Origin of the sequence: Duganella sacchari (assembly GCF_900143065.1) — a bacterium.
In the GTDB taxonomy this organism is placed as follows: domain Bacteria; phylum Pseudomonadota; class Gammaproteobacteria; order Burkholderiales; family Burkholderiaceae_D; genus Rugamonas; species Rugamonas sacchari.
In genome coordinates this window covers 692,381-717,790 of the sequence record NZ_FRCX01000001.1, presented here as the reverse complement: position 1 = coordinate 717,790, position 25,410 = coordinate 692,381, and the positions used below count along the sequence as shown (strand labels likewise).

Here is a 25,410-nt window from a genome sequence, read left to right as displayed (position 1 = left end):
CGGGTGATGCAACAGCGACACTGTAACGTACTGTGGACGATTATAGAAGTTATATCGAGTCCGGTGCGCTCGCTGGCGCACCGACCGGCACATTGACTTAGAGCGCGCCGTTAATACTGCTGACCTGGGTTTGCAGGCCCACCAGGTCCACCGTGCTGCCGCTGCCATGGGCGATTTCGGTGTAGACGCCATCGCCATTGCCATCGTGGTAGACCTCGTAATTGCTATGGCTGCCATGGGTCTGCACTTCCAGCACATAGCCGGCGGCCAGCTGGGTGTAGGTGGTGCTGCTGCCGATGGTGACGGACTTGGTGCTGCCGTCGGGCAGTACGCGGTCGACGGCGGTGACGGCGCCGCCAGTACTGATGGTGAACTTGGCGCGGTCGTAAGGCTCGACATCGAGGCGGGTGGTGGCCGTGCCTTGCGCAATGTAAGTATGGGTCTCGGACTGGATGGTGTACTGGCCGGCGGTACTGCCCGCAACGTAGACCGTGGTTTCCACCGCATTGCCGACCACCGAAGTTTCGGTGATCTTGCCGTCGGTGCCGACCGTGTAGCTGGTGGTGGGGCCGATATCGACGCTGTGCGTGCTGCTGCGGCTGCCGTGGGTTTCGGTGACGGCAACGGCGGTGATCGCGCCGCTGGTCAGCGTGAAACTGTAAGTGGCGTTGCCGCCGCCATTGAAGCCATTGCCGTGTGAACCGAAGCCGAAATGCTCATTGCTCATGATTGCCTCCTGTGGTGAGTCATCACAGGCTAGGCCAGAGCGTTCACTCAGGCAACAGCCGGGAGCGTAAATCCCGACCTGACAGATATTGCAAAATGTTACTGAGGGGCGTCAGCCGATGAAGGAGTCGAATTGCAAGTCGAATTCCTGCAACGCTTTTTGTGCGTTTTGCATCTTTTTACGGAACTCGGGGCCGCGCTGCAGCGCCAGGCCGACCGCCAGCACGTCAATCACCACCAGGTAGGCCAGGCGCGCGGAAATTGGCGTGTACGGGTCGATGTTGAAGATCAGGTCTATCGGTATCAGCACCGTGGCCAGTTCCGCCAGCGGCGTGCCCGACGGCGCCAGCACGATCACCTCGGCGCCACCGCGGCGCGCCAGCTTGACCGAGCGCACCAGCGACGGGCTGTTGCCGCGCTGGGAAATCGCTACCAGCGCATCGCCGGTGCGCAGCAGGGCAGCGGCGATACTGTGGATGTGCGGATCGGCATAGGCCACGGTCGGGACGCCGGAGCGGAAGAACTTGTGCTGCGCATCGGCTGCCACGATGCCGGACGTGCCCTGGCCGTAGAACTCGATCTTGTTGGCCTTGGACAGGATGTCCAGCGCCTTCTGGATCGCTTCCGGATCGAGGTTGTTGCGCAGGTCCAGCAGGGTGTTGATCGAACGGCTGCAGATCTTGTTGACCAGGTCTGCCGCCAGGTCGTCCTGGGTCGGCTGCTCGTTCAGGCCCGGCAGGGCCAGCGCCAGGCCCTGGGCCAGCTTGAGCTTGAACTCATGCCAGCCGTCATAGCCCAGCGTACGGCAAAAACGCACCACGGTCGGTTCGGACACCTGCGCGCTTTTGGCCAGCGCGGTGATATTCTGGTTGACCGTCTGCGTCGGGTGATCGAGCACGGCCAACGCGACCTTGCGCTCCGATTTGGAGAGCGAGTCGAGTTGGGTACGGATGGAGTCGAGTAGCATGCGTGATTAATCTTCCGGTAGCGCTTCTTCGCGCCATTGCAGGCCATCGCGGCCGATCAGGGCCGATGCCGCAGCAGGACCCCAGGTGCCGGCGGCGTAAGGGATAGGATAGCTGTCGTCCGACTCCCAGTTGTCGAGGATAGGTTCGACCCATTCCCATGCGGCTTCCAGCTCGTCGCCGCGCATGAACAGGGTCAGCTGGCCGCGCAGCACGTCGAGGAGCAGGCGCTCGTAGGCTTCCATGCGCGGCGTCTTGAACTGCTCGCGGAAGTCCAGTTCCAGCTCCGCCTGTTTCAAACGCATGCCGTCGCCCGGGGTTTTCGCCATCAGGTTCATGCGCAGGCCTTCGTCGGGCTGCAGGCGGATCACCAGCGAATTTGGCTGGAAGCTGTTGGTCGGCTGGGCAAAGATCGAGTGCGGAATCTGCTTGAAGCGCACCACGATTTCCGCCAGACCGTCCGCCATGCGCTTACCGGTGCGCAGGTAGAACGGCACGCCGGCCCAGCGCCAGGTGTCGATTTCCGCTTTCATGGCGACGAAGGTTTCGGTGCGCGAGTGTTCCGGCGCATCCGGCTCGTCGCGGTAGCTTGGCACGGCCTTGCCGTCGACATGGCCGGCGCGGTACTGGCCGCGCACGATGTTCTGCGCCAGCGTGGTCGGCGTGAATTTTTTCAGCGAGCGCAGCACCTGCAGCTTGGCGTCACGCACGGCATCCGGCGCGATCGAGGTCGGCGGTTCCATGGCGACGATACACAGCAGTTGCAGCAGGTGGTTCTGCAGCATGTCGCGCAGCGCGCCCGAGGTGTCGTAGTAGCCCATGCGGTTGCCCACGCCCAGCTTCTCGGCAATGGTGATCTGCACGTCGGAGATCCACTCGCGGCGCCACAGCGGCTCGAACAGGATGTTACCAAAGCGCAGGGCCAGCAGATTCTGTACGGTCTCCTTGCCCAGGTAATGGTCGATACGGTAGATCTGCGATTCCTCGAATACCTTGCCGACTTCGGCGTTGATCTGCTTGGCCGAGGCCAGGTCGCGGCCCAGCGGTTTTTCCAGTACCACGCGCGAGTTTGGCGTGACCAGGCCGTTCTCTTTCAGGTTCTCGCAAATCTGCGCGAAGATGGCTGGCGGCGTCGCCAGGTAGTAGACCTTGGTGATGTTCTCTTCCTTGCGCAGCGCGTCCACCAGCGACTTGTAGCTGCCGGAGTCGGTCGCGTTGAGCGACACGTAGACGATACGCGCGGTAAAGCGCGCCCACGCTGCCGGCGCCACGGCGGGCGACTTGATCAGCGGTTTGGACGTGGTCTCGACGGTTTGCAGGAATTCTTCCTGGCTGGCGTCTGCGCGGCCGACGCAGATAATGCGGGCAGTCGGCGGCAAGTCATTGGCGACGTCACGCGCGTACATCGCGGGCAGCAATTTGCGCATCGCCAGATCGCCGCTGCCGCCAAACAGAACCAGATCAAAATCGGAAAGAGCCATAGTATGAAAATCGTCGCAAGAAAGTGCAGAAGGAATCGCCGCGCGCAGGCGCGGCAGCCGGTGTAAATTTACTACTTATAAGGGTGGTTTGCAAGAAATTTTACTACATTGCCCTATGGGGTGATGTAGGTGGATTATAAGCTGGCCAGCCGTTGCTTGCTGCTTGCCGTAGTGCGGGTTAAGCGCTGCGGTAAGTGGGCTCGGCGCGGCCGGCGACATCCATCGGAATCGCCAGCAGCTTGCCGCTGAGCGGATACTGCGCCAGTTCCGGCGCCGGACGGGCGCCGGCGCTGGTCACATACAGGGTCTTGAGATCCGGACCACCAAACGCCGGCATGGTCGGACAGCGCACCGGCAGCGTGATTTCGCCCAGCAGCACGCCTTCCGGCGACAGCTTGGCAATACGCGCGCCTTCAAACATCGCCACCCAGTAGTTACCCTCGCTGTCCACGGCTGCGCCGTCGGGACGACCGCCGTAGTTGTTTTCCTTGTCCATCGAGAACTGGTGCAGCAGGCGCTGATTTGCGACGGTGCCGGTGGCGACGTCGTAGTCCAGCCTTGTCACGCGGTGCGCAGCGGTGTCGGCGTGGTACATGGTCTTCTGGTCCGGGCTGAAACCCGAACCATTCGAGTTGGTCATGCCGCCCGACCACACCTTGCGCAGCGCGCCTTTTTCCAGCACATACATTTCCGCCGCCGGCTTGTCGCGCGGCTCGTAAATCGTGCCGACCCAGAAGCGGCCCGCCGGATCGACATGGCCATCGTTGAAGCGCGTGATGGCCTGGTCGTACGGCGCCGCTGCGATCTCCGTCATTTTCACTTCATCGCTGCTGGTGTCCAGGTGTGCAAAGCCGCTGCGCAGGGCGACAATCAGGCCGCCCTGGTCGCTGATGCCCAGCGTGGCTGGCTCGCTGGCCAGCTTCCAGGCACGGTGTGCGCCGCTGGCCGGATCGAGGCGGTGTACGGTGAAGGCGGGAATATCCACCCAGTACAGCGCCTGTTCCTGTGGATGCCACAGCGGGCATTCGCCCGTTTGCATCACCGCGTCGTAAGCTACCTTGATGTCGGAAGTGCTCATATGTGTTGCGCCGCTTTCGCCATCATGATCAGGCCATTGGTCGAACTGTCGTGACGTTCCGGCTTGACCTCGCCAGTCAGCTCGGACTGGATGTTTTTGGCCAGGACCTTGCCCAGTTCAACGCCCCACTGGTCAAAGCTGTTCACGTCCCAGATCACGCCCTGTACAAAGGTCTTGTGTTCGTACAGTGCGATCAGTGCGCCCAGCGCAGCTGGCGTCAGCTGGTCCATCAGGATGGTGTTGGACGGACGGTTGCCCGGGAAGGTCTTGTGCGGTACCAGCGCTTCGATTTCTTCGGCGCTCAGTTGTGCGCCAGCCAGGTCGGCGCGCACTTCGTCGGCGGTCTTGCCGGTCATGAAGGCTTCCGACTGTGCGAAGCAGTTGGCCAGCAGTGCATCGTGATGGCCTGCCAGGTCGTGGGTGGCGCGCAGCGCGGCGATGAAGTCGATCGGCGTCACATCGGTACCCTGGTGCAGCAGCTGGAAGTACGCGTGCTGCGCATTGGTGCCGCACTCGCCCCACACCACCGGGCAGGTTGGCGTATCGACTGCCGCGCCGCCGCGTGTGATGCGCTTGCCGTTGGATTCCATGTCCAGCTGCTGCAAATAGGCCGGGAAGCGGTTCAGGTCCTGATGGTAAGGCGCGATCGACAGCGAGCTGGCGTCGAGGAACTGGCGGTTCCAGAAACCGACCATGGCCAGCAGCACCGGCATGTTCTGCTCCAGCGGCGCCTCGCGGAAGTGTTCATCCATGGCGTGGGCGCCAGCCAGGAAGTCGCTGAAGTAGCCAAAGCCCACCGCCAGCGCGACCGACAGACCGATTGCCGACCATACCGAGTAACGGCCGCCGACCCAGTCCCAGAACGGGAACATGTTGGCGGTATCGATGCCGAAGTCCGCGACCGCCTTGGTGTTGGTGGAGACGGCGACAAAGTGCCTGGCCAGGTTGTCCTGTGTGCCGCCGTTCTGCAGGAACCAGGTGCGTGCAGTGCCCGCATTCAGCATGGTTTCTGCCGTGGTGAAGGTCTTGGAGGCGATGATGAACAGCGTGGTTTCCGGATTCACCTGCGCCAGCGCGGCGTCCATATCGTGGCCGTCCACATTGGAGACGAAATGCATTTTCAGGCGCGGATGGGCGTACGAGCGCAGTGCCAGTACCGCCATTTTCGGTCCCAGGTCCGAACCGCCGATGCCGACATTGACCACATCCTTGATCGGCTTGCCGGTATAGCCCAGCCACTGGCCGTTGCGTACGCGGTCGGTGAAGTCCTTGATGTGGTCCAGCACCGCATGCACGTCGGCGTTGACGTCCTGGCCGTCCACTATCAGGGCTTTGCCGCGCGGCATACGCAACGCTGTGTGCAGTACGGCGCGATGTTCGGTAAGATTAATCTTCTCGCCGCCGAGCATGGCGTCGCGCTGACGTTCGACGCCGCGTTCGCGGGCCAGATCCAGCAGCAGGCCGACGGTGGTGGCATCCAGGCGATTCTTGGAATAGTCCAGGAACAGACCGGCCGCATCGACCGTCAACTCGGGAAAGCGTTGTGGGTTGGCGGCAAACAGCTGGCGCATTTGCCAGGTTTTGGCGTTGACAGCATGGGATGCGAGGGCTTGGAAACTGGCGGTCGAAGTAAGTGCAGGCTGGCGCATAATCTTGTCAGTAGGGAGGGGATGGCGAAATAATACAGGAAAATCAGGTAAATTCACTACGGTTTGATGACGTGCGCTGAATATTTCTGCGTTTCAGAGGGGTAGTGGGACCATGCGATGACCGCCAGCGTAGGCCAGCCCGTCCAATAAAAGCCGGTGCGATTTGTATTTTTGTAGTAAAATTTCACGGAATCCATACATAAGGAACGATCATGGCGTTGCATCCAGTCCTGGAAACTGTCACCAATCGCATTATTCAGCGCAGCAAACCATCGCGCGGCGCGTATCTGGCGCACCTCGAAGCGGCCCGCGTCAAAGGCCCGCAGCGCGGCACCCTGGCGTGTACCAACCTGGCGCACGGCTTTGCCGCCTTCCCGGTCAACGACAAGCTGGTGCTGAAGGAAATCAAAAAGCCATCGGTGGCGATTGTTTCGGCCTACAACGACATGCTGTCGGCGCACCAGCCGTTCGAGCGTTATCCTGAGATCATCAAGCAAGCCGTGCGCGAAGTGGGCGCGGTGGCGCAGTTTGCGGGCGGCACGCCGGCCATGTGTGACGGCGTTACCCAGGGCCAGCCGGGCATGGAACTGTCGCTGTTCTCGCGCGACGCGATTGCGATGTCGGCTGCAGTGGCGCTGTCGCACAATATGTTCGACGCCGCGCTGTACCTGGGCGTATGCGACAAGATCGTCCCTGGGCTGCTGATCGGCGCGCTGCACTTCGGTCACCTGCCAGCCGTGTTTGTGCCGGCCGGCCCGATGACCACCGGCCTGTCGAATTCGGAAAAAGCCAAGATCCGCCAGCTGTACGCACAAGGTAAAGTTGGCCGCGCCGAGCTGCTGGAAGGCGAATCGCAGTCCTACCACAGCGCCGGCACCTGTACTTTCTACGGCACCGCCAACTCCAACCAGATGCTGATGGAAGTCATGGGCCTGCACCTGCCGGGCGCCGCCTTCATTACGCCGAACACGCCGCTGCGCGATGAACTGACCAAGGCTGCCGCGCAACGCGCCGCAGTGATTACGGACCAGGGCAGCGAATACATCCCGGTCGGCCATGTGGTCGATGAAAAATCCATCGTCAACGCGATTGTCGCGCTGCTGACCACCGGTGGTTCCACCAATCACACGCTGCACCTGGTGGCGATTGCAAAAGCGGCCGGCATCGTAATCGACTGGAACGACTTCGACGAGCTGTCGAAAGTGGTGCCGCTGCTGTGCCGCATCTACCCGAACGGCGAAGCGGACGTGAACCACTTCCACGCCGCAGGCGGTACCGGTTTTGTCATCCGCGAGCTGCTGGATATCGGCCTGCTGCACGACGACGTTACCACCATCCTGGGCAAAGGTCTGCGCAAGCACTGCGCCGAGCCGTTCCTGGGCGAGGGCGACAAGGGCGTGGTGTTCAAGGATTCACCAGTTGAATCGGGCGACGACAAAGTGCTGCGCAAGGCGGATAACCCATTCTCACCGGACGGCGGCATGGTGCTGGTGCAGGGTAACCTGGGCCGCGCCGTGATGAAGGTGTCGGCCGTGAAGCCGCAGCACCGCACGGTGGAAGCGCCGGCGCTGGTGTTCAACTCGCAGGAAGACTTCATGGATGCGTACAAGGCCGGCCAGCTGGACCGCGACTTTGTCGCCGTGATCCGCTTCCAGGGTCCGCGTGCCAATGGCATGCCGGAACTGCACGCGTTGACGCCAGCGCTGGCCAACCTGCAGGACGCAGGCCGCAAGGTGGCGCTGGTGACCGATGGCCGCATGTCCGGCGCATCGGGCAAGGTGCCGGCGGCGATTCACGTGTCGCCGGAAATCCTGGCGGGCGGTCCGCTGGGCCTGGTGCGCGATGGCGACATCCTCAAGGTCTGCGCTGAAACCGGCACGCTGGAAGCGCTGGTGGATTCCGCCGTGTGGCATGCGCGTTCGATGGCGCATGCGGACATGTCGCCGAATCACGTGGGCATGGGCCGCGAGCTGTTCGCCATGTTCCGCGCCAGCGTCTGCGAAGCAGAGAAGGGCGCGACCACCTTCCCGCTGCCATCGCCGATTCCTACCACGGTAGGCCTGCATGACAAAGACCCGGTAGGCAATACCGTGCCGGGTTCCGATGAAGATTTCTCGACGAAGAAAGAAGTTTAAATCATGACCATGACTCTGCTCGACATTATGCGTACTTCGGCCGTGATCCCGGTGATCGCGATTGACGAACCTGAACACGCCGTACCGCTGGCGAAAGCGCTGGTGGCTGGCGGCATCCGCGTGCTGGAAGTAACCCTGCGCACCAAACACGGCCTGGGCGCGATCAAGGCCATGAGCGAAGTGGAAGGCGCCATCGTCGGCGTCGGCACCCTGACGCAGCCGGAAGAATTTGCCGCCGCACGTGATGCGGGCGCCGTGTTTGGCGTGTCGCCCGGCCTGACCCCGGCGCTGATCGCCGCCGCCAAGAGCAGCGGCCTGCCGCTGCTGCCAGGCGTGATGACGCCATCGGAAGTGATGGTGGCGCGCGAGCATGGCTTCAAGCAGCTGAAACTGTTCCCGGCCGTGCCGGCGGGCGGCGTTGGCATGTTGAACGGGATTGGCGGTCCGCTGCCGGACGTCACCTTCTGCCCGACCGGCGGCATTTCGCAAGAAACCGCGCCGCAGTTCCTGAAACTGAAGAACGTGGCCTGCGTCGGCGGTTCCTGGCTGACGCCGAAAGACCTGATCGCCGCTGGCGAGTGGGACAAGATCACCGAAATCGCCAGACTGGCGAGCAGCCTGCGGGCTTAAACGACAACGGCGCTTCGGCGCCGTTTTTCATAGGCTCGCGCCAATGTGCTCGCGCAGCCATTGGTGGGCGGGGTCGCGGTGGACGCGCTCGTGCCATAGCATGGCCATTTCGTAGCCGGGCAGCGCGACTGGCGCTTCCACGGTACGCAGCGCAGTGTTACCGCGTACCAGGCGCTCGGGCAGCATGGCCACCAGATCGGTGCTGGTCAGTGCCGAGATCACGAACAGGAAATGGGGCACGGAGAGCACGACGCGGCGCGTCAGGCCGGCCTGCGCCAGCACGGTGTCGGTGATGCCGCTGAAACCGCCGCCGTCCGGCGAGACGATGACGTGTTCCAGTTCGCACAACTGTTTGAGCGTCGGCTTGCGCTTCAAACGCGGATGGCCGGCGCGGCCCGCAAGCACATAGCGCTCTTCAAACAACAGCCGGTGACGCATGCCCGGCGGCGCCTCTTCGGTGATGTGGAAGGCGAGGTCGATGACGCCTTGCTCGGCCTGGCGTGCGATATGGTTCGGCGCCAGTTCCATCACAGCCAGCCGCGTGCCTGGCGCGGCGGCGCGCAGGCTGGCCATCGCGGGCAGTACGATGGTGGATTCGCCGTAGTCGGTGGCGGCGACGCGCCAGGTATTGTCCGCGCGCGCAGGATCAAATGCGGCGGCGGGCGAGACGGCGCGGCCCAGTGCTTCGAGTGCCTGCTTCAGCGGTTCGCGCAATGCTTCCGCACGCGCGGTGGGGCGCATGCCGCGCGGCCCTGGCAGCAGTAGTGGGTCGCCGAAAATATCGCGCAGCTTGGCCAGGTGAACGCTGATCGACGGCTGCGAAAAGTTCAGCCGCTCCGCCGCGCGCGTGACGTTGTGCTCGGCCAGCAGTACGTCGAGCGTCACCAGCAGGTTGAGGTCCAGTCGCCTGAGATTATTCATGTCTATAGCTGGGATATCGGGAATTCATTTCTACTATACCTGATGCCGCCGTAAGCTGAGGTTTTCTTACCGGAGCCAGATATGAATATCCTCATCGTTTATGCCCATCCCGATCCACAGTCGCTGAATGCCTCGCTCAAGGACTACGCCGTCCGCCACCTGCAAGCTGGCGGCCACACGGTACAAGTCTCTGACCTGTATGCCATGGAGTGGAACGCAATACTGCAGGCGGACGAAATCCCTGAGCGAGCCGATCACCGCGCTGACATCTTGCGCGAGCAGGAAAAACTGCGCTGGGCGAATACGGTGATCTTCCAGTTCCCATTGTGGTGGTTCTCCATGCCGGCGATCATGAAGGGCTGGGTGGAGCGCGTGTACACGCTGGGCTTTGGCTACGGCGTCGGTGAGCATTCGGATCAACGCTGGGGTGACCGCTACGGCGAAGGCACGCTGGCGGGCAAGCGCGCCATGCTGCTGGTGACGGCCGGCGGGTGGGAGTCGCATTACAGCCCGCGCGGCATCAACGGCGCGATCGATGAGCTGCTATTCCCCATCCATCATGGCATCCTGTTCTACCCTGGCATGGAAGTGCTGCCACCATTCCTGTTGTACCGCACGGGACGCATGAACGAGGCGCTTTTTGCCGAAGCATGCGCGCGACTGGGGCAGCGGCTGGACACGCTGGCGACCACAGCGCCGATTCCTTTCCGACGCCAGAATGACGGCGACTATGACATTCCCGCGATGACCTTAAAAGCGACACTGGCGCCCGGTGCGCAAGGCTTCAAGGCGCATCTGGCTCAGCCACCCAGCTTGTTGTAAAGCGTCCCGGGCCAGCGTGCGGTGATGCGGCTGCAGTGCATTTCAAACTCATCGCCATCCCTGGTCTTGGTGGCGTAGAAGTGATTGATGGCGATGCGCGTCGCATCCTGCAGGGCGCCGGCCTCGGTGATCTGCTTGGGCAGCGGCAGGTCGGTAATATGGAGCAGGTACTCGACCTTCTTCGGATCGGTATTCTGGTCGTACCAGATCTCGACCCGAATCGCATCGTCATCATGCTCGGTCTCCGCGAGACATCGTCCATGCCGCCTGGTTTCAAATTTAAACCGCATCGTGCCCCTCCATCGACAGATGGAATGAGCCTAGCACGGCCAACGCGCACGCGAAATATGCTTGCAAATCAGGAGTGTTGTAGCCGCATCTGCAAACCTATCGGCGACATGGTGAAGCCCATCAATTCCTCGGCGTCCTTGCCGTCCATGGTGGCGATGGACTGGATGTCGAAGCTGGATAGCAGCATGGCGCTGGCCAGTTTGATTTCCAGCAGGGCGAGATAGCGCCCCGGGCAGGTCCGCACGCCGGAGCCGAAGGGAATCGACAGATGCTTGTTGACGGCGGGTACACTGCCCGGCAACCAGCGCTCCGGCTTGAAATCGGCTGCATCGGGCACGTATTGGTCCGATACGCTGTTATTGCGCATCACGCACCACAGCAGGCCACCTTTGGGGACTTGCACATCGCCGACGACGTTATCGCGCAGCGATTCCATCGGCATAAACGGCGCTACCGGCTTGAGGCGCATGGCTTCCTGTGCGCACGCCTCCAGATAGTCCAGCCCATCCATCTGCTCGATGGTGAACGCGCCCGGGTCCGGCGCCACGCGCAGCACTTCCTCGCGCGCCTTGCGCAGGGTGTCAGGATTCTGCTGGAGCAGGTAGAGCATCCACGCCAGCGAATTGCTGGTGGTGTCTTCGCCCGCCAGCAGCATGGTGGTGACGTTGCCGGCCACCGCGACGTCGTCCACGCCGCTGCCGCCTTCGTCCGCAGCGCAGATCATGGCTTCCAGCAGATTGGCGGGATGTTCGCGGCGCGCTGGCTCGGCTTCCAGACGTGTGCGTGCATTGGCGATCAGTTCATCGACGGCCTTGTTCAATTCGGCCAGGCAGGCGTCCAGATGGCGGTCCCGCGGCAGCTTGAAATAGCGCCAGTAGGGGAACAGGGCAATCGAACGGCGCGCGATGGCGGGCAGCACGACGTCCATATGACGCTGGATCACATCCTCGCCGCCGTCGATGGTGTTCACGGCGGTGCCGAAGGCCAGGCCAGCGATGATGTCCACGCTATAGCGTTTCAGATCTTCCGCCAGGTCGATCTCCTTGCCCGTGCGCGCCGCTTGCTGCCAGTGCTTCTGCAAACGCAGCACCACCGACACCAGAGAGGGGAAGTAGGCCTTGACCGCATGCGGCGCCAGCGCCGTCATGACCATGCGCCGCTGATTGCGCCAGACCGCGCCCTCCGCCATGAAGACGCCAGTGCGGCCACCCATTTCCAGCGCCACGCTTTCGGTGAGGGCAGGGCGGCGGTAGCCATCCGGCCGGTCGCGCAACACGGTGTTGACCAGTTCATGGTCCGCTACCACCAGCAGCGGGGTTTTGCCGAAGCTGATCTTGAACAGCGGACCATATTGCCTGCTCCACGCTTCCACATCCTGATGGATGCGCAAAGGCCGCATCTGTGGGAGATTGCCCAGCAGTGGCCAGGGGCGTGGCCCCGGCAGCTCGTTCATCTGGCGTAGCGGCGTGGTAGCGGTCATCGTGGTCTGCATAGTGTTTTCCTTGTTTTCCTTGATTAGCGATGCCACATTGTGCGCGGCGCGGCGACGGCAGTATTGAACGTTTCCGACATCCGCGTTTGGTATAAACTATTCGGTATGGAGCCTCAGGTACAACCTACACGATTGGTTTTCCCGCGCAAGTCGCTGGCGTCTTGCGTGCGGGCGTACATCTTGCGCAGTACCATGGATGCGCCGTTGACCGACCCCCTTGACCGGTACAACCATTTCCCCGCCACGCCGCATTGTTCGATTTCGTTTTACATCGACGGCGAGGCGGAAGTGGTGGATCCGCCGGATGCACCGCAGGGCAATATCCGCGTGGTGTTCTGCGGTCCACAGAATCGGCCAATGACGACTTACAATCCTGGCCCGGTACGCATCCTGATGCTGATGCTGTATCCGCAGGTATTGCATGCACTATGCGGCGTCGATGTATCCGGATGGGTCAACCGCTGGGCGCCCATCGATGTGGCGCTGGGACCGGAGTGGCAAACGCTGGCCGATGCGGTGGTGGCGAACCCCGACGAGGCCATCGCAATCATTGAGGCCTTCCTTGAACCACGCTGGCAAGCTGCCCGTCCTGGCGGCGCCGGCGCCATGGCCAGCGACTGGGTACGGCACCTGGGTGCGCAGGTCGCCGACACCGCGCTGGGGCGGGGTGTGCGCAATATCGAACGCCGCATCAAGGCCCGCGCCGGACAGCCGATGCGCAAGCTGCTGCTCTTCCAGCGCGCCGAGCTCTCCTTCTTTGAAGCGCGTGACGAATACCTTGCCGGCAAAGCCGTCTGGTCCGATATTGCCGCACGCGGCGGCTATTCCGATCAGGCGCACTTCTGCCGCGTGGCGCGCGAGATCACCGGCCACAGTCCGGCGGAGCTGGCCCGCAGGCTGGGTTCCGATGAGGAAAGCTACTGGATTTACCGCGTCTGGACCTGATCCGCACAGGCGGTGCGGCGCATCGGGTAGTCAATCCGCTTGAGCGTGCCTTTGCGCATGCCTTCTATGCTGGCTTTTAATGTTGACGGCGCCTCGTAGCGGTAGATGATCCGCTGCGGGAAGTCGTGCTGCAGGTCTTCAAATACCACTTCGGTTGCGGTCAGCGTGATGGCGGTGAAGCTGGCGCCAGGCTGGCCGGAAGGCTGGGCATGGAACACCGCCTTGCCGTCATCGTTGATCGTAATGTGCATGAACTCATAGCTGGCCAGTCTGCCGTTCCGGATGGTGCGGCTCATGCCCATCATGGAGCCGGCGGCTTGCGTCGTCCATTGTTCGCCGGAGCCGGCGTCAGCGCCCGAGGTGTCTGCCCAGCAGCCGCTGAGCCATGACAGCTGGTCCAACGGGGCAGCGTAGGCGCTACCGGCGGCGATGGCCAGTGCTGCCGCAGCAAGCTGTGTGCGCAGTTTCATGACTGCAGGGCCGCCACGCGGTTGCGGCCATTGCGCTTGGCTTGGTAGAGCGCGCGGTCGGCGGCACCGATCAGGGCGTCGATCTCCACTGTCGCCTCGGCTTTTTGCGTGGCGATGCCGATGCTGACGGTGACCAGCTGTGAGGCGTCGGTGGTGCGTTCATGCGGTATCGCCAGCTCCTGCGTGCGGGCGCGGATCGCCTCCGCCATCAGCAGCGCCTGATTGACGTCGGTCTCCGGCAGTATCATCGCAAACTCTTCGCCGCCGTAGCGCGCCATCAGGTCGCAGGGACGTTTCAAGATGCCGGCCAGCGCGGCCGCCACCTGTATCAGGCACTGGTCGCCTTTCTGGTGGCCGTAATGGTCGTTGTAAGCCTTGAAGTGGTCAATGTCGATCATCAGCAGTGACAGCGGCGTGCCGCCGCGCTTGGCGCGCCGGTGTTCCTTCTCCATCGCCACGTCGAAATGGCGGCGGTTGGCGATGCCGGTCAGGCCGTCCGAGAAGGTTTGCGAACGCAGCACCATGGTCTGCTCGCGCAGCAGTCTTTCGCGGCCGACGGCGATGCTGACATCGCTAACCTGGATCAGGCAGTGGCGCGCGGTGCCTTCAATCGCAATCGGCGTGACCTCCACCGCCTGCTGCATGCGTTCATCGTGCGCTGCGGCCGCAGGGCTGAGGTAAAGCGCGAACGGCGCCTTGTTCAGCGTCTGCGACAGCAGGGACGGGAAGTTGTTGTACAGCGCGTGCTGGATGGCGGTGTCGACGCGGCCGCCGCGCAGTTCCGGACAGACGGCAAAGAAGTCCTGGCCCAGCACCTGCTCATGCTTCAAGCCTGAATGCTTGACCATCCACGAATTCCACAACACGATGCGGCGCTCGTTATCGAGCACGATGGCGCCCAGGCTCACCGCGCAGAACACACTCTCCAGCAGGGGAAGACGCAGTGAACTCATGGCCTCCTCAAACCTTGCCCATCGCGCGCGCGATGTAGAGATTGATCTGGTCCTTCAGATCGTGCAGCGCCGAGATATCCAGCACAAAGGCCACATAGCCGTGGATCTGGTGCTTCTCCAGCAGGAAGTCGATGTGCAGCATCAGCACCACGGAGTTGAACTGGCTGCCGGTGGCGGTGAGGATTTCGTCGCTGGTGCCGATGTGGTACTGCGGCAGCGAGCCTTGCAGTTCGCGCTGGAAGATATTGGCCAGCGTGCCGACGCAGGAGTTGAGCATGATGTTGCCGATCTCGCACATGGCTTCCTGCTCCATCTCGGTCAGCTCCTTGAGCGGCACCGCCTCGCCCACCATCAGGCGCACGATTTCCAGGCTTTTATCTTCCGGGAACATGAGGATGGCTTCGGTGTCGAAGGCGCCCCGGTAACGCTGGCTGACGCCGCAGATGCGTTCCGCCACGCCGTCCGCCTGGCCCAGCAGCCGCGCCGCCTCGGTGCGCGGAATGAAGGAGATCGACGGCACCGACATCCGCACCGCTTCCTTGACGATGGCGCTCATCGAGGATGCCGCCTGGCCGACGCCGATGTTGAAGATCTCGATCAGCGCATCATTTTCGAGTTCGGTCAGGTTGAACATGATTACACCGCTTCCAGCGTGGCCAGCAGCTGTGCGATGCGCGCTTCGGTGATGGGCTTTTCGACAAAGCCGATGCCCATGGCGCTGGCGCGCTCGCGCGTGGCGGTTTGCACATTGGCCGTCAGCAGCGAGATCGGTACCGCGGGGAATTCCTGGCGCAGCTGTTCGGCGGCGGCGATGCCGCCCATGCCGGGCATGTTGACGTCCATGAGGATCAGGTCCGGCGTGGTGTGGCGGGCTTTGATCAGCGACTCTTCACCGGTGCCGGCTTCCTCGACGATCCAGTCGGCGTGCAGGACGGCGATGTACTGCCGCGCCATCATGCGCGATACGCGGCTGTCATCGACAATCAGGACGGTTTTGGTAGTTGTCATGTCTTATCCCCCGCGATCATTTCGGCCTCTGTGTTGGACCATTCTCGCATATCCCATGGCATTACTGACCACAGGTGTTGCTTGCTTTGTACGCTAATTCAAGGGCATTGTCTGCACGCAACTTTTGGCGAAAAAGCGGGGTGGTAAAATAGCGCCATCCGATTTCCCCTCTCTTATGTATTTATCATGACCCAAGACGAACTGAAACAAGCCGTAGCCCGTGCCGCCATTGCCTATGTGGTGGAAAACGAGATTATCGGCGTGGGCACCGGCTCCACCGCCAACTTCTTTATTGACGAACTGGCCAAGATCAAGGACAAGATCAAAGGCACCGTGGCGTCGTCGGAAGCGACTGCGGCGCGCCTGCGCGGCCATGGCATCGACGTGCTGGACCTGAACGATGTGGCGGAAATCGCGGTGTATATCGACGGTGCTGATGAAATTGACAATTCCGGCGCCATGATCAAAGGCGGCGGCGCGGCGCTGACGCGCGAGAAGATTGTGGCGTCGGTGTCGAAGCAGTTTGTCTGCATCGCCGATGGTTCCAAGCTGGTGGACGTGATGGGCAAGTTCCCGCTGCCGGTGGAAGTGATCCCGATGGCACGCGCGTCGGTGGCGCGTGAACTGGCCAAGCTGGGCGGCACGCCCAAGCTGCGTCTGAAAGCGGGTACGGACGAAGCGTTCGTGACCGACAACGGCGGCAATATCCTGGATGTGGCGGGTCTGTCGATTACCGATCCGAAGGCGCTGGAAGCGCGTATCAATCAGATCGTCGGCGTGATTGCGGTGGGGCTGTTCGCCGTGAGTGGCGCCAATGTGTGCCTGCTGGGCACTGCGGAAGGCGTGAAAACGCTGAAGTTCTAACCCGTACTGCCAGGTGGGGTCGGACCCTGCGGGTCCGACCCCTAAGCAGCAAAGCGTGCTTTTCTGCTAAAGGATGCGGGGTAAAAGCTTACTCGGTGGGTGGCACGTAGCCTTGCGCCGCATCGGCGCCGTCGCCAAAGAAGTGTTTTTCCATCTGCGTCGCCAGGTACTTGCGGGCGCGCTGATCGGCCAGGTTCAGACGGTTTTCGTTGACCAGCATGGTCTGATGCTTGAGCCATGCCGCCCAGGCTTCCTTCGAAACCTGTTCGTAGATCTTCTTACCCAGTTCACCCGGATACGGCGGGAAGTCCAAGCCCTCGGCTTCCTTGTTGAGTTTAATGCATTGAACGGTGCGGGCCATATGGGTTGCTCCTAAAACTGTATCTAAAAAGAGTGATTATAAGGTCTTAATCAAAACCTGGGATTTGCGCTGCCAGTTATACATGCGCTGGCGATCCTTGGGCAGCGCATCGACGGTGACCGGCGCGAAGCCGCGCTTGATGAACCAGTGCGCAGTACGGGTGGTCAGCACGAACAGCTTTTGCACGCCCATGGCGCGCGCGCGGTTTTCCATGTGCTTGAGGATGCGGTCGCCGTCGCCCTGGCCTTGCACTTCCGGGTTGACAGTCAGGCATGCCATTTCGGCCATTTTCTGTTCCGGGAACGGGTACAGCGCGGCGCAACCGAAGATCACGCCATCGTGCTCGATGACCGAGAACATCTCGATTTCGCGCTCGATGAGTTCACGGCCGCGCTTGACCAGCGTGCCGTCGGCTTCCAGCGGTTCGATCAGCTTGATAATCCCGCCAACGTCCTCAATTGTGGCGGGACGCAGCGATTCCAGGTTCTCGTGCGAGATCATGGTGCCCACGCCATCGTGGGTGAACAGTTCCAGCAGCGCCGAGCCGTCCATGTCGAACGAGACGATGTGCGAGCGCTCCACGCCGTTGTCGCAGGCCTTGATGCAGTGCTTGAGGTAGAACGCGGTGGCGTCGGGCAGGAAGCCGGCCTGCAGCACGGCTTCGGCCTGGTGCGAGGACAGTTCGCGGATTTCGGCGCCGGCGGCGTCGGTCATCAGCGGGGTTTCGGTGATGAAGATGAGCTTATCCGCATGCAGCGCGATGGCGGTGCTGCAGGCCACGTCTTCCATGGTCAGGTTGAACGCCTCGCCGGTGGGCGAGAAGCCCAGCGGCGACAGCAGCACCAGGCCGTCGGAACCAAGGATGGAATGGATGGTTTCGGCGTCCACTTTACGGGTCACACCGGTCAGCTCGAGGTCAACGCCATCGATCACGCCGAGCGGACGGGCGGTGATGAAGTTGCCGGAAATGATACGGATGGCCGCATTCGACATCGGCGTGTTCGGCAAGCCCTGGCTGAACGCGGCCTCGATGTCGAGGCGCAGTTCGCCGGCGGCTTCCTTGGCGCATTCCATGGCGGCGATGTCGGTGATGCGCAAGCCGTTGTGGAAGCGGCCTTCGACGTTACGCAGGGCCAGTTGTTCCGCCACCTGTGGGCGCGAGCCGTAGATGACGGTGACGTTGATATCGAGCGCGTGCAGCAGCGAGAGGTCGTGCGCCAGCACCGGCAAAGCGCCGGCGGCAACCAGTTCACCTGGGAAGGCAACCACGAAGGTCTTGCCACGGAAGGCGTGGATGTACGGTGCGACGGAGCGCAGCCATTGGACGAATTGGGTAGGGTTTTCCATTAGCCGCATTATAATTCGGTGCGCGACGTCCGCGCCAAATACCTTTGTAAAAAACAATGTCAGAAGCCAGCAACAAGCCAAAAAGCCAGTCATCCAGCCCTAAACGTGCCGCTGCACCCCGAACCGAGGCGGGGTCTGACCCCGTACGGGGTCAGACCCCAGGGCCCGCAGTGCGGGGTGGCGGGCGCGGACCACGTACCTCGCCAGGCACCGAAAACCGCCGCGAGCCGAGGCCACGCCTGACGCCGGAGGAACTGGCAGCGCGCGAGGCTGAGCGCAATTTCCGCAACCCGCTGCCGCCGATCACCTTCCCGGAAGACCTGCCGGTATCGGGCCGCCGTCACGAAATCGCCGAGGCGCTGCAAAACAACCAGGTCATCATCGTCTCCGGTGAAACCGGTTCCGGTAAAACCACGCAGCTGCCGAAGATCTGCCTGGAGCTGGGCCGCGGCCAGAAAGGCCTGATCGGCCACACCCAGCCGCGCCGTATCGCGGCGTCGTCGACCGCCAAGCGCATCGCCGTGGAACTGGGTTCGCCGCTGGGCGAACACGTGGGCTTCAAGGTCCGCTTTGCCGATACCCTGCAAAAGGGCGCTTCGGTCAAGCTCATGACCGACGGTATCCTGCTGACCGAAACGCAAAGCGACCCGCTGCTCAAGGCCTACGACACCATCATCATCGACGAAGCCCACGAACGTAGTCTGAACATCGACTTTCTGCTCGGCTATCTGAAACAGCTGCTGCCGCGCCGCCCGGACCTGAAAATCATCATCACGTCCGCGACCATCGACGCCGACCGCTTCGCGCGCCACTTCGGCACGCCGGAGAAACCGGCGCCGGTGATCGAGGTCTCCGGCCGCCTGTACAAAGTCGAGGTGCGCTATCGCCCGATCGATACCGATGTGCCGAATGCGGCGGTCGCCAACGCCGAAGGCAAGGGCGCGCGCAGCGCCGCCGCGCGCGAAAAACGCGACCTGATGGATGCGGTGGTGGACGGCGTGGACGAAGTGGCCCGCATCGGCTCCGGCGACGTGCTGGTGTTCCTGCCCGGCGAACGCGAAATCCGCGACGCTGCCGAAGCCCTGCGCAAGCACCATCCGCCGCATGTGGAAATCCTGCCGCTGTTCGCCCGCCTGTCGGCCGAGGAGCAGGAACGTGTCTTCAAGCCGACCAACGCACGCCGCATCGTGCTGTCCACCAACGTCGCCGAGACCTCGCTGACCGTGCCCGGCATCCGCTACGTGGTGGACGCTGGCCTGGCGCGTGTGAAGCGCTACAGCTACCGCAACAAGGTCGAACAGCTGCAGATCGAACCGATCGCCCAGTCGGCCGCCAACCAGCGCGCCGGCCGTTGCGGCCGTGTGGCCGATGGCGTGTGTATCCGCCTGTACGACGAGCAGGAATTCCTGCAGCGCCCCAAATTTACCGAGCCTGAAATCCTGCGCTCCTCGCTGGCCTCCGTCATCCTGCGCATGAAAACGCTGCACCTGGCGGACGTCGAGAGCTTCCCGTTCATCGAACCGCCGCTGGCGCGCGCGATTGCAGACGGCTACCAGCTGCTGCAGGAACTGGGCGCGGTGGATGAATACAACCAGATCACGCCACTGGGTAAAAAGCTGGCCAAGCTGCCGCTGGACCCGCGCGTCGGCCGCATGATCCTGGCCGCGCTGGACAACGTCTGCCTCAACGAAGTGCTGATTATCGCGTCGGCCCTGTCGGTGCAAGACCCGCGTGACCGGCCGATGGAGCACCAGCAGGCGGCCGATGAAGCGCACAAGAAGTTCGCTGACGAGAAGTCCGAGTTCCTCAGCTATATCAAGATCTGGAAGTGGTTCGAAAACGCGATTGAGCACAAGAAGACCAACCGCCAGCTGCAAGACAATTGCCGCACCAACTTCCTGTCGCAACTGCGTCTGCGCGAGTGGCGCGACGTGCACTCGCAACTGCTGACCATCGTCAAAGAACAGGGCTGGCGCCTGAACGAAACGCCGGCCACCTACGAAAACCTGCACCTGGCGCTGCTGACTGGCCTGCTGGGTAACATCGGCTTCAAGATGGAAGACGATCCGGGCTTCCTTGGCGCGCGCGGCATCAAGTTCAATATCTGGCCGGGTTCCTCGTTGTCCAAGAAACCGGGCAAGTGGATCATGGCGGCGGAGCTGGTGGACACCACGCGCCTGTACGCCCGCTGCATCGCGCAGATCCAGCCGGAGTGGCTGGAGAAGGTTGGCGGCCACCTGCTGAAAAAATCGTGGGGCGAGCCGCGCTGGGAAAAACGCTCGGCGCAAGTCACCGCCTCCGAGCGCGCGACCTTGTACGGCCTGGTGGTCTACAGCCAGCGCCGCATCAACTATGGCCTGTTCAATCCGGCCGAAGCGCGCGAAATCTTCATCCGCGATGCGCTGGTGGGCGGCGATTACGAGACGCGTGCGCCGTTCTTTGCGCATAACCACAAGCTGGTCAAGGAGATCGAAAACCTTGAACACAAGTCGCGCCGCCAGGACGTGCTGGTGGATGATGAACTGATTGCCGCGTTCTACGACAAGCTGATTCCGGCGGACGTGGTCAACGGCGCGGGCTTTGAAAAGTGGCACAAGGACGCTACCGCCCAGGAGCCCAAGCTGCTGTACCTGAATCGTGATGAGCTGATGCGCCACGAGGCCGCAGGCGTTACCACGGACCTGTTCCCCAAGAAGATGAATGCGAGCGGCCTGGAACTGGCGCTGACCTATCACTTCGAGCCGGGCAGCGTGCGCGATGGCGTGACGCTGGCAGTACCGCTGTATGCGCTCAACCAGTTGTCGCGCGAACGTTGCGAGTGGCTGGTGCCGGGCATGCTGAAGGAGAAGGTGCATCTGCTGCTGAAATCCCTGCCTCAAAAACTGCGCCGCCACTGCGTGCCGCTGCCGGAATATGCTGTCAGGTTCTGCGAGCGCATCGAAGAGAAGCATGCCTTCGGCCGTGGTGAGCTGATTGATGCCATCATTGCCGACATCCGCGCGCAGATTACGGTCACGCCGCTGACCTCCGATTTCAAGCCGGAGACGCTGCCTGCTCACCACTTCATGAACTTCAAGGTGATCGACGAGCATGGCCGCCAGCTGGACATGGGCCGCAACCTCGCCACCTTGCAGGCGGAGTACGGCACGCAGGCACGCGAGAGCTTCCAGAAAATGGCAGAGGCTTCCGGCTCGCAGTCCACCGTCGCTGCGCGCGCCGTTGTGCCGTCAAAAAATACTGCCGCACCGGTACCGGCACCAGCGGGTACCCATGCTGCGCCTGCTGCAACCGGCACGTCGACCAACAACATCACGCTGACCAACCTGACTTCCTGGACCTTCGGCGAACTGCCGGAGCTACTGGAAATCGCCCAGGGCAAGCTGACGCTGATCGGCTTCCCGGCACTGGTGGACAAAGGCACGCACTGCGACCTGGAAGTGTTCGACGATCCAACCGTTGCGGCCCGCACGCACCGCGTTGGCCTGCGCCGCCTGTTCGCGTTGCAGATGAAGGACCAGATCAAGTTCATCGAAAAGAGCATCCCCAATTTGCAGCAGATGGGCATGCAGTTCATGAGCATGGGCACGCAGGAAGAACTGCGCGAACAGATCATCAACAAGGCGCTGGACATCGCGTGCCTGCAAGACCCGCTGCCGATCGACGCCGCCACCTTCGCCAAGCGCAAGGATGAAGGCAAATCGCGCCTGGTACTGCTGGTGAATGAGATCGCACGTCTGCTGTCGCAGGTGCTGACCGAGTTCCACGGCTTGCCGAAACGCCTGCAAGGCTTGCCGCAGCAGGCGGCGCAGGACATGCAGCAGCAACTGCAAGGACTGGTGCACAAGCGCTTCCTGCTGGAGAACGAATACAGCCAGCTGGCGCATTTCCCACGCTATCTGAAAGCGATGAACGTGCGTATCGAGAAGCTGCGTGGCGATCCATCCCGCGATACGAAATTGATGGCCGAATGGCAGCAGGCGTCAGCGCTGTATCTGCGTGCGAGCCGCGACAAATCGGCCGGCAAGAATACCGATCCGAAGATGGTGGAATTCCGCTGGATGCTGGAGGAATTGCGCGTCTCCCTGTTCGCACAGGAATTGCGTACGCCGATGCCGGTATCGACCAAGCGCCTGCAAAAAGTGTGGGAGTCCATGCAGCGTTAAGCGGCCTGCCGTACGCAGCACGCGGCAGCTTTCGGATAGACTATTTTGCAACATGAGGAGGTTGTGATGGTCAAATCCGGCAAGCTGCTGCGCAGTCTGATCCGTGCCGGTACACGGACGGCAAAGCTATTTGCCGATGCCACCGCGGCCAATACCAAAGCAGCCAATAAAGCCGCCAGGGCCGCAGCGAAGCCCAAGCCCACGCCTAAGCCTAAGCGCACCACAACGCAACAGCCACGCGCGAAGCCGCATCCGGCGCCCCTGCGGACGCCGGGCGTGTTCCCTGCCATGCCATCCGCCACCGAACCGCCCGCCGTCGCTCCGGGCAAATGGCTTACTTCTTATCTCCCCAACGCGGCGGGGCAGCGTATGAGCTACTGGCTATACCTGCCCAACAATCTGTCTGAACGCGCGGCCAGCAAAGGTTTGCCGCTGCTCGTGATGCTGCACGGCTGTCAACAGACCGCGACGCAATTCGCGCAAGGCTCGCGCATGAACCTGTGGGCGGAAAAGCTGGGCTACGCAGTCCTCTATCCACAGCAGCCAGTGAGCGCCCACCCACACCGCTGCTGGAAATGGTATGACCGCGCCACGCAGGAAGGCGGCGGCGATGTTGCCACCATCCTGGCGATGATCCATAAAGTGTCGACGCTGCACGCGATAGACCGTTCGCGTATTTACGCCGCCGGCATTTCGGCCGGCGCCGGCATGGCCAACATCCTGGCGCTGAACAACCCGCATCTTTTCGCTGCGGTTGGCTTGCACTCAGGGCCCGTTTTCGGCGCAGGCCATAATCCGCTGGGCGCGCTGAGCGTGATGAAGAATGGCGCGCTTGGCATGCGTGCAGATCTCGCCGCGCACGAAATCCTGAAGCGCCATCCGGGATTTCCGGGCATGCCTGCCATCCTGTTTCAGGGCGACAGCGACAACGTCGTCCGCTCAGTCAACCAGCTGCAGCTGGTCAGGCAAAGCATGCTGCTCAACCATTTATCCGGTCCTGCCAAGACCACGCGTAAACGCCACTACACGCTGCATGACTTCTTCGATGGCCGCAAATTGCTGCTGCGCGTCGCACAGGTCGACAAGCTGGAACATGCGTGGAGCGGTGGCGATCCTGCCTTCGCCTTCAATGACCGCGCCGGTCCGAATGCAAGCAAGATGATGCTGGAGTTTTTCGGCCGCCATCGGCGCGCTTGAGGACACCCGTCGTCAACGCCGTTCCCGCGACAATCAACGCCGCACCCAGCGCCATCTTTGCGCTGAATACCTCCCCCAGAAAGAGCACGCCCCACAACACGCCGAACGCCGGCACCAGGAACGGCACCGCCATGGTTCGTGCTGCACCCACGCGTGCAACCAGGTGGAAGAACAGCACATAGGCCAGCGCCGTGCTGGCAACCGTCAACGCCAGCAATGCCAGCCACGATGACGCGGAAGGCATTACGCTCGGCCGCCAGATCCATGCAGGCGCCGCCAGTACAATCGCAGAACTGAGCTGGCTGCCCGTAGCCACGACGAGCGGATCGATGTGCGCCAGGCGCTGCTTGCTGTAGTGCGCAGAAAACGCATATAGCATGGTCGCCGCCACGCAGGCCAGCACCGCCCATCCAGTCGCACCATCCTTGAATCCGGCGCCATCGCACACCAGCCATGCGACGCCGGCAAAACCCAGTACCAGGCTCGCGGCACGCGGCGGGTCAATGCGTTCCCTGATCCATAACCAGCCGATGATGGCCGCATACAACGGCGTGGCCGCATTGAAGATCGCGGACAGGCTGGCATTGATGCTCAGCGCCGCGTAGCCGAACAGCAGAAAGGGCAGGGCGCAATTGGTCATGCCCACCAGTGCGATACGCTGCCAGTGGCGGCGCAGCTCGGCCAGGCTGCCATCGCGCCGCGCAGCCAGTATCGGCAATAGCAGTAGAGACGCTCCCGCCGCCCGCGCACCGGCCATGGAGAGCGCGCCGAATTCGCCCGCGCCCACACGCATGAACAGGTATGACGCACCCCATAGCGCGGCAAGCGTCAGCAGGCAGGCGAGGTCGGACTTTTTCATGGCGCGATTATTTTGCTGACGCGTCCCTGCGCATCCAGCATCACGATGGTGGGGATATTCTGCACGCCGAAGGCGCGGAAGATTTCACCATCTTCGTCCAGGGTCAGTGGAATGCTGGTGTGATGCTGTTTGGCGTAGTCGGCCAGTTCGGCGCGCGAAGTCCACAACGGTGAGGAAATCGCCAGCCATTCCGTGCTGCGGTCTTTGGCCAGCTTTTCGCTTTCGATGCGTGTACGTTCGCAGGCGGCGGCAACGACAGGGCGCGTATCACGCAGATAGGACTCGCACCACGGCGAGAAGAACACCAGCGCGCGTGGCTTGCCGGCGTTGAACGATACCTTTTTGCCCGTCATGGTGGTAACGCTGATGCCGCCCACGCGGTCCCCCACTTTGAACGCTGCGGCTGTAGTGCCTTGCGGCGCCAGCGGAATCGTATTGGCAGCAGGCCTGGTTGTGGCGACGCGCTCCAGTGCATCGCGCAGCTCCTTGTCGTCCAGGTGGCCGACATGCACGATACGGCCGCTGGCATCGATAATCACGTGCTGCGGTGTGACGCGCAGATTCAGCTTGCCGGCCAGGCTGCCGTCATCGATTACCACCGGCATCTGCAGCTTGTACCTGGCGATGAAAGCGCGCACGTCGGCTTCCGTTTCGCTATAGCCGGTGTTGACGGCCACCACGGCAATGCGCTTGCCGTACTTCTCATAGATCTGCTCAAACGCGGGCGCCTGCTCGTTGCATGGCTTGCACCACGTCGCCCAGAATTTCAGATATACCGGCTGCTTGCCATATAGCGACGCCAGGTCGATGCGCTGGCCGTCAATCGACGTTACGCTGGCGGCAGGTCCCGGCTGGCCGATCAGCGTTTTGCCGGCCCGCTGCGCGCGCTGCGCACCGCTACCACCATCGCCATCCGCCGCCACAGCCACGCCAGCCAGTCCGCACAACAGCAAAAATACCGCACTCCATTTCATAAGACACCTTCAATGAGTTGAATATCAACCCATGCTACCCAGAGCTTGGTGTAATCAAAAGGTGCAAGAACTGTCTAAA

Annotated in this window: 23 protein-coding genes; 7 read left to right on the top strand and 16 right to left on the bottom strand. The window is 62.3% G+C overall.

Annotated elements, in window-relative coordinates:
* Positions 1–97: 97 nt before the first annotated feature.
* The 5 genes from BUA36_RS03380 to pgi form a co-directional block, all read right to left on the bottom strand.
* Positions 98–727, bottom strand: coding sequence for a hypothetical protein (locus BUA36_RS03380; protein ID WP_072781319.1), 630 nt, complete (start codon positions 725–727; stop codon positions 98–100).
* Between the two features lie 111 nt (positions 728–838).
* Positions 839–1,693 (bottom strand): SIS domain-containing protein, encoded by an 855-nt coding sequence (locus BUA36_RS03375; protein WP_072781318.1) that lies wholly within the window; start codon positions 1,691–1,693, stop codon positions 839–841.
* 6 nt (positions 1,694–1,699) lie between these two features.
* Complete coding sequence (zwf, locus tag BUA36_RS03370) at positions 1,700–3,172, bottom strand: glucose-6-phosphate dehydrogenase (protein ID WP_072781316.1); 1,473 nt, start codon at positions 3,170–3,172, stop codon at positions 1,700–1,702.
* 178 nt (positions 3,173–3,350) lie between these two features.
* Positions 3,351–4,250: an SMP-30/gluconolactonase/LRE family protein gene (locus tag BUA36_RS03365; protein ID WP_072781314.1), complete on the bottom strand. Its 900-nt coding sequence runs from the start codon at positions 4,248–4,250 to the stop codon at positions 3,351–3,353.
* Entirely contained in the window at positions 4,247–5,899 is a 1,653-nt protein-coding gene (pgi, locus tag BUA36_RS03360) for a glucose-6-phosphate isomerase (protein WP_072781312.1), read from the bottom strand. Before pgi ends, BUA36_RS03365 begins: the two co-directional genes overlap by 4 nt.
* Positions 5,900–6,111: 212 nt before the next feature.
* On the opposite strand from pgi, the gene edd reads away from it, so the two are divergent.
* Both edd and eda read left to right on the top strand, forming a co-directional pair.
* Complete coding sequence (edd, locus tag BUA36_RS03355) at positions 6,112–8,034, top strand: phosphogluconate dehydratase (RefSeq protein ID WP_072781310.1); 1,923 nt, start codon at positions 6,112–6,114, stop codon at positions 8,032–8,034.
* A gap of 3 nt (positions 8,035–8,037) precedes the next feature.
* Positions 8,038–8,664, top strand: a complete 627-nt coding sequence (eda, locus tag BUA36_RS03350; protein WP_072781309.1) for a bifunctional 4-hydroxy-2-oxoglutarate aldolase/2-dehydro-3-deoxy-phosphogluconate aldolase — start codon at positions 8,038–8,040, stop codon at positions 8,662–8,664.
* A 27-nt stretch (positions 8,665–8,691) separates the two neighbouring features.
* On the opposite strand, the gene BUA36_RS03345 is transcribed toward eda, so the two are convergent.
* Positions 8,692–9,585, bottom strand: coding sequence for a LysR family transcriptional regulator (locus BUA36_RS03345; protein WP_072781307.1), 894 nt, complete (start codon positions 9,583–9,585; stop codon positions 8,692–8,694).
* An 81-nt stretch (positions 9,586–9,666) separates the two neighbouring features.
* Here BUA36_RS03345 and BUA36_RS03340 point away from each other — a divergent pair, with 81 nt between their 5' ends.
* Entirely contained in the window at positions 9,667–10,407 is a 741-nt protein-coding gene (locus tag BUA36_RS03340; RefSeq protein ID WP_072781305.1) for an NAD(P)H-dependent oxidoreductase, read from the top strand.
* On the opposite strand, the gene BUA36_RS03335 is transcribed toward BUA36_RS03340, so the two are convergent.
* Together BUA36_RS03335 and BUA36_RS03330 are read right to left on the bottom strand one after the other, a co-directional pair.
* The gene (locus tag BUA36_RS03335; RefSeq protein ID WP_072781303.1) at positions 10,386–10,697 is read right to left on the bottom strand and encodes a hypothetical protein; all 312 of its coding nucleotides are present in this window, start codon (positions 10,695–10,697) and stop codon (positions 10,386–10,388) included. The two genes, BUA36_RS03340 and BUA36_RS03335, sit on opposite strands and share 22 nt — an antisense overlap.
* A 68-nt stretch (positions 10,698–10,765) precedes the next feature.
* Positions 10,766–12,190 (bottom strand): cytochrome P450, encoded by a 1,425-nt coding sequence (locus BUA36_RS03330; RefSeq protein ID WP_072781302.1) that lies wholly within the window; start codon positions 12,188–12,190, stop codon positions 10,766–10,768.
* Between the two features lie 180 nt (positions 12,191–12,370).
* On the opposite strand from BUA36_RS03330, the gene BUA36_RS03325 reads away from it, so the two are divergent.
* Positions 12,371–13,135: a helix-turn-helix domain-containing protein gene (locus BUA36_RS03325; protein ID WP_229255594.1), complete on the top strand. Its 765-nt coding sequence runs from the start codon at positions 12,371–12,373 to the stop codon at positions 13,133–13,135.
* On the opposite strand, the gene BUA36_RS03320 is transcribed toward BUA36_RS03325, so the two are convergent.
* From BUA36_RS03320 to BUA36_RS03305, 4 genes are read right to left on the bottom strand one after another with little or no spacing between them, the layout of a single operon-like run.
* On the bottom strand, positions 13,117–13,605 hold the full coding sequence (locus BUA36_RS03320; RefSeq protein WP_072781298.1) for a DUF6265 family protein: 489 nt from the start codon (positions 13,603–13,605) through the stop codon (positions 13,117–13,119). The genes BUA36_RS03325 and BUA36_RS03320 overlap by 19 nt on opposite strands.
* Positions 13,602–14,558, bottom strand: coding sequence for a diguanylate cyclase (locus tag BUA36_RS03315; protein ID WP_072781297.1), 957 nt, complete (start codon positions 14,556–14,558; stop codon positions 13,602–13,604). Before BUA36_RS03315 ends, BUA36_RS03320 begins: the two co-directional genes overlap by 4 nt.
* A gap of 7 nt (positions 14,559–14,565) precedes the next feature.
* Entirely contained in the window at positions 14,566–15,192 is a 627-nt protein-coding gene (locus tag BUA36_RS03310; protein WP_072781295.1) for a chemotaxis protein CheC, read from the bottom strand.
* 2 nt (positions 15,193–15,194) lie between these two features.
* Positions 15,195–15,566, bottom strand: coding sequence for a response regulator (locus BUA36_RS03305; protein ID WP_072781293.1), 372 nt, complete (start codon positions 15,564–15,566; stop codon positions 15,195–15,197).
* Positions 15,567–15,752: 186 nt separating this feature from the next.
* Between BUA36_RS03305 and rpiA the strand changes: the two genes are divergently transcribed.
* Positions 15,753–16,430 (top strand): ribose-5-phosphate isomerase RpiA, encoded by a 678-nt coding sequence (rpiA, locus tag BUA36_RS03300; RefSeq protein WP_072781291.1) that lies wholly within the window; start codon positions 15,753–15,755, stop codon positions 16,428–16,430.
* 88 nt (positions 16,431–16,518) lie between these two features.
* On the opposite strand, the gene BUA36_RS03295 is transcribed toward rpiA, so the two are convergent.
* Positions 16,519–16,791 (bottom strand): oxidative damage protection protein, encoded by a 273-nt coding sequence (locus BUA36_RS03295; RefSeq protein WP_072781290.1) that lies wholly within the window; start codon positions 16,789–16,791, stop codon positions 16,519–16,521.
* A 36-nt stretch (positions 16,792–16,827) separates the two neighbouring features.
* A complete protein-coding gene (argA, locus tag BUA36_RS03290) occupies positions 16,828–18,138 on the bottom strand; it encodes an amino-acid N-acetyltransferase (protein WP_072781288.1) in 1,311 nt (436 codons plus the stop codon).
* Between the two features lie 56 nt (positions 18,139–18,194).
* Between argA and hrpA the strand changes: the two genes are divergently transcribed.
* Positions 18,195–22,301 (top strand): ATP-dependent RNA helicase HrpA, encoded by a 4,107-nt coding sequence (hrpA, locus tag BUA36_RS03285; RefSeq protein ID WP_072781287.1) that lies wholly within the window; start codon positions 18,195–18,197, stop codon positions 22,299–22,301.
* 66 nt (positions 22,302–22,367) lie between these two features.
* Positions 22,368–23,498, top strand: coding sequence for an extracellular catalytic domain type 1 short-chain-length polyhydroxyalkanoate depolymerase (locus BUA36_RS03280; protein ID WP_072781285.1), 1,131 nt, complete (start codon positions 22,368–22,370; stop codon positions 23,496–23,498).
* Here BUA36_RS03280 and BUA36_RS03275 read toward each other — a convergent pair.
* Positions 23,428–24,357, bottom strand: a complete 930-nt coding sequence (locus tag BUA36_RS03275) for a DMT family transporter (protein WP_072781284.1) — start codon at positions 24,355–24,357, stop codon at positions 23,428–23,430. The genes BUA36_RS03280 and BUA36_RS03275 overlap by 71 nt on opposite strands.
* On the bottom strand, positions 24,354–25,331 hold the full coding sequence (locus BUA36_RS03270) for a TlpA disulfide reductase family protein (protein ID WP_072781282.1): 978 nt from the start codon (positions 25,329–25,331) through the stop codon (positions 24,354–24,356). The genes BUA36_RS03275 and BUA36_RS03270 overlap by 4 nt, the downstream gene beginning before the upstream one ends.
* Positions 25,332–25,410 lie beyond the last annotated feature (79 nt).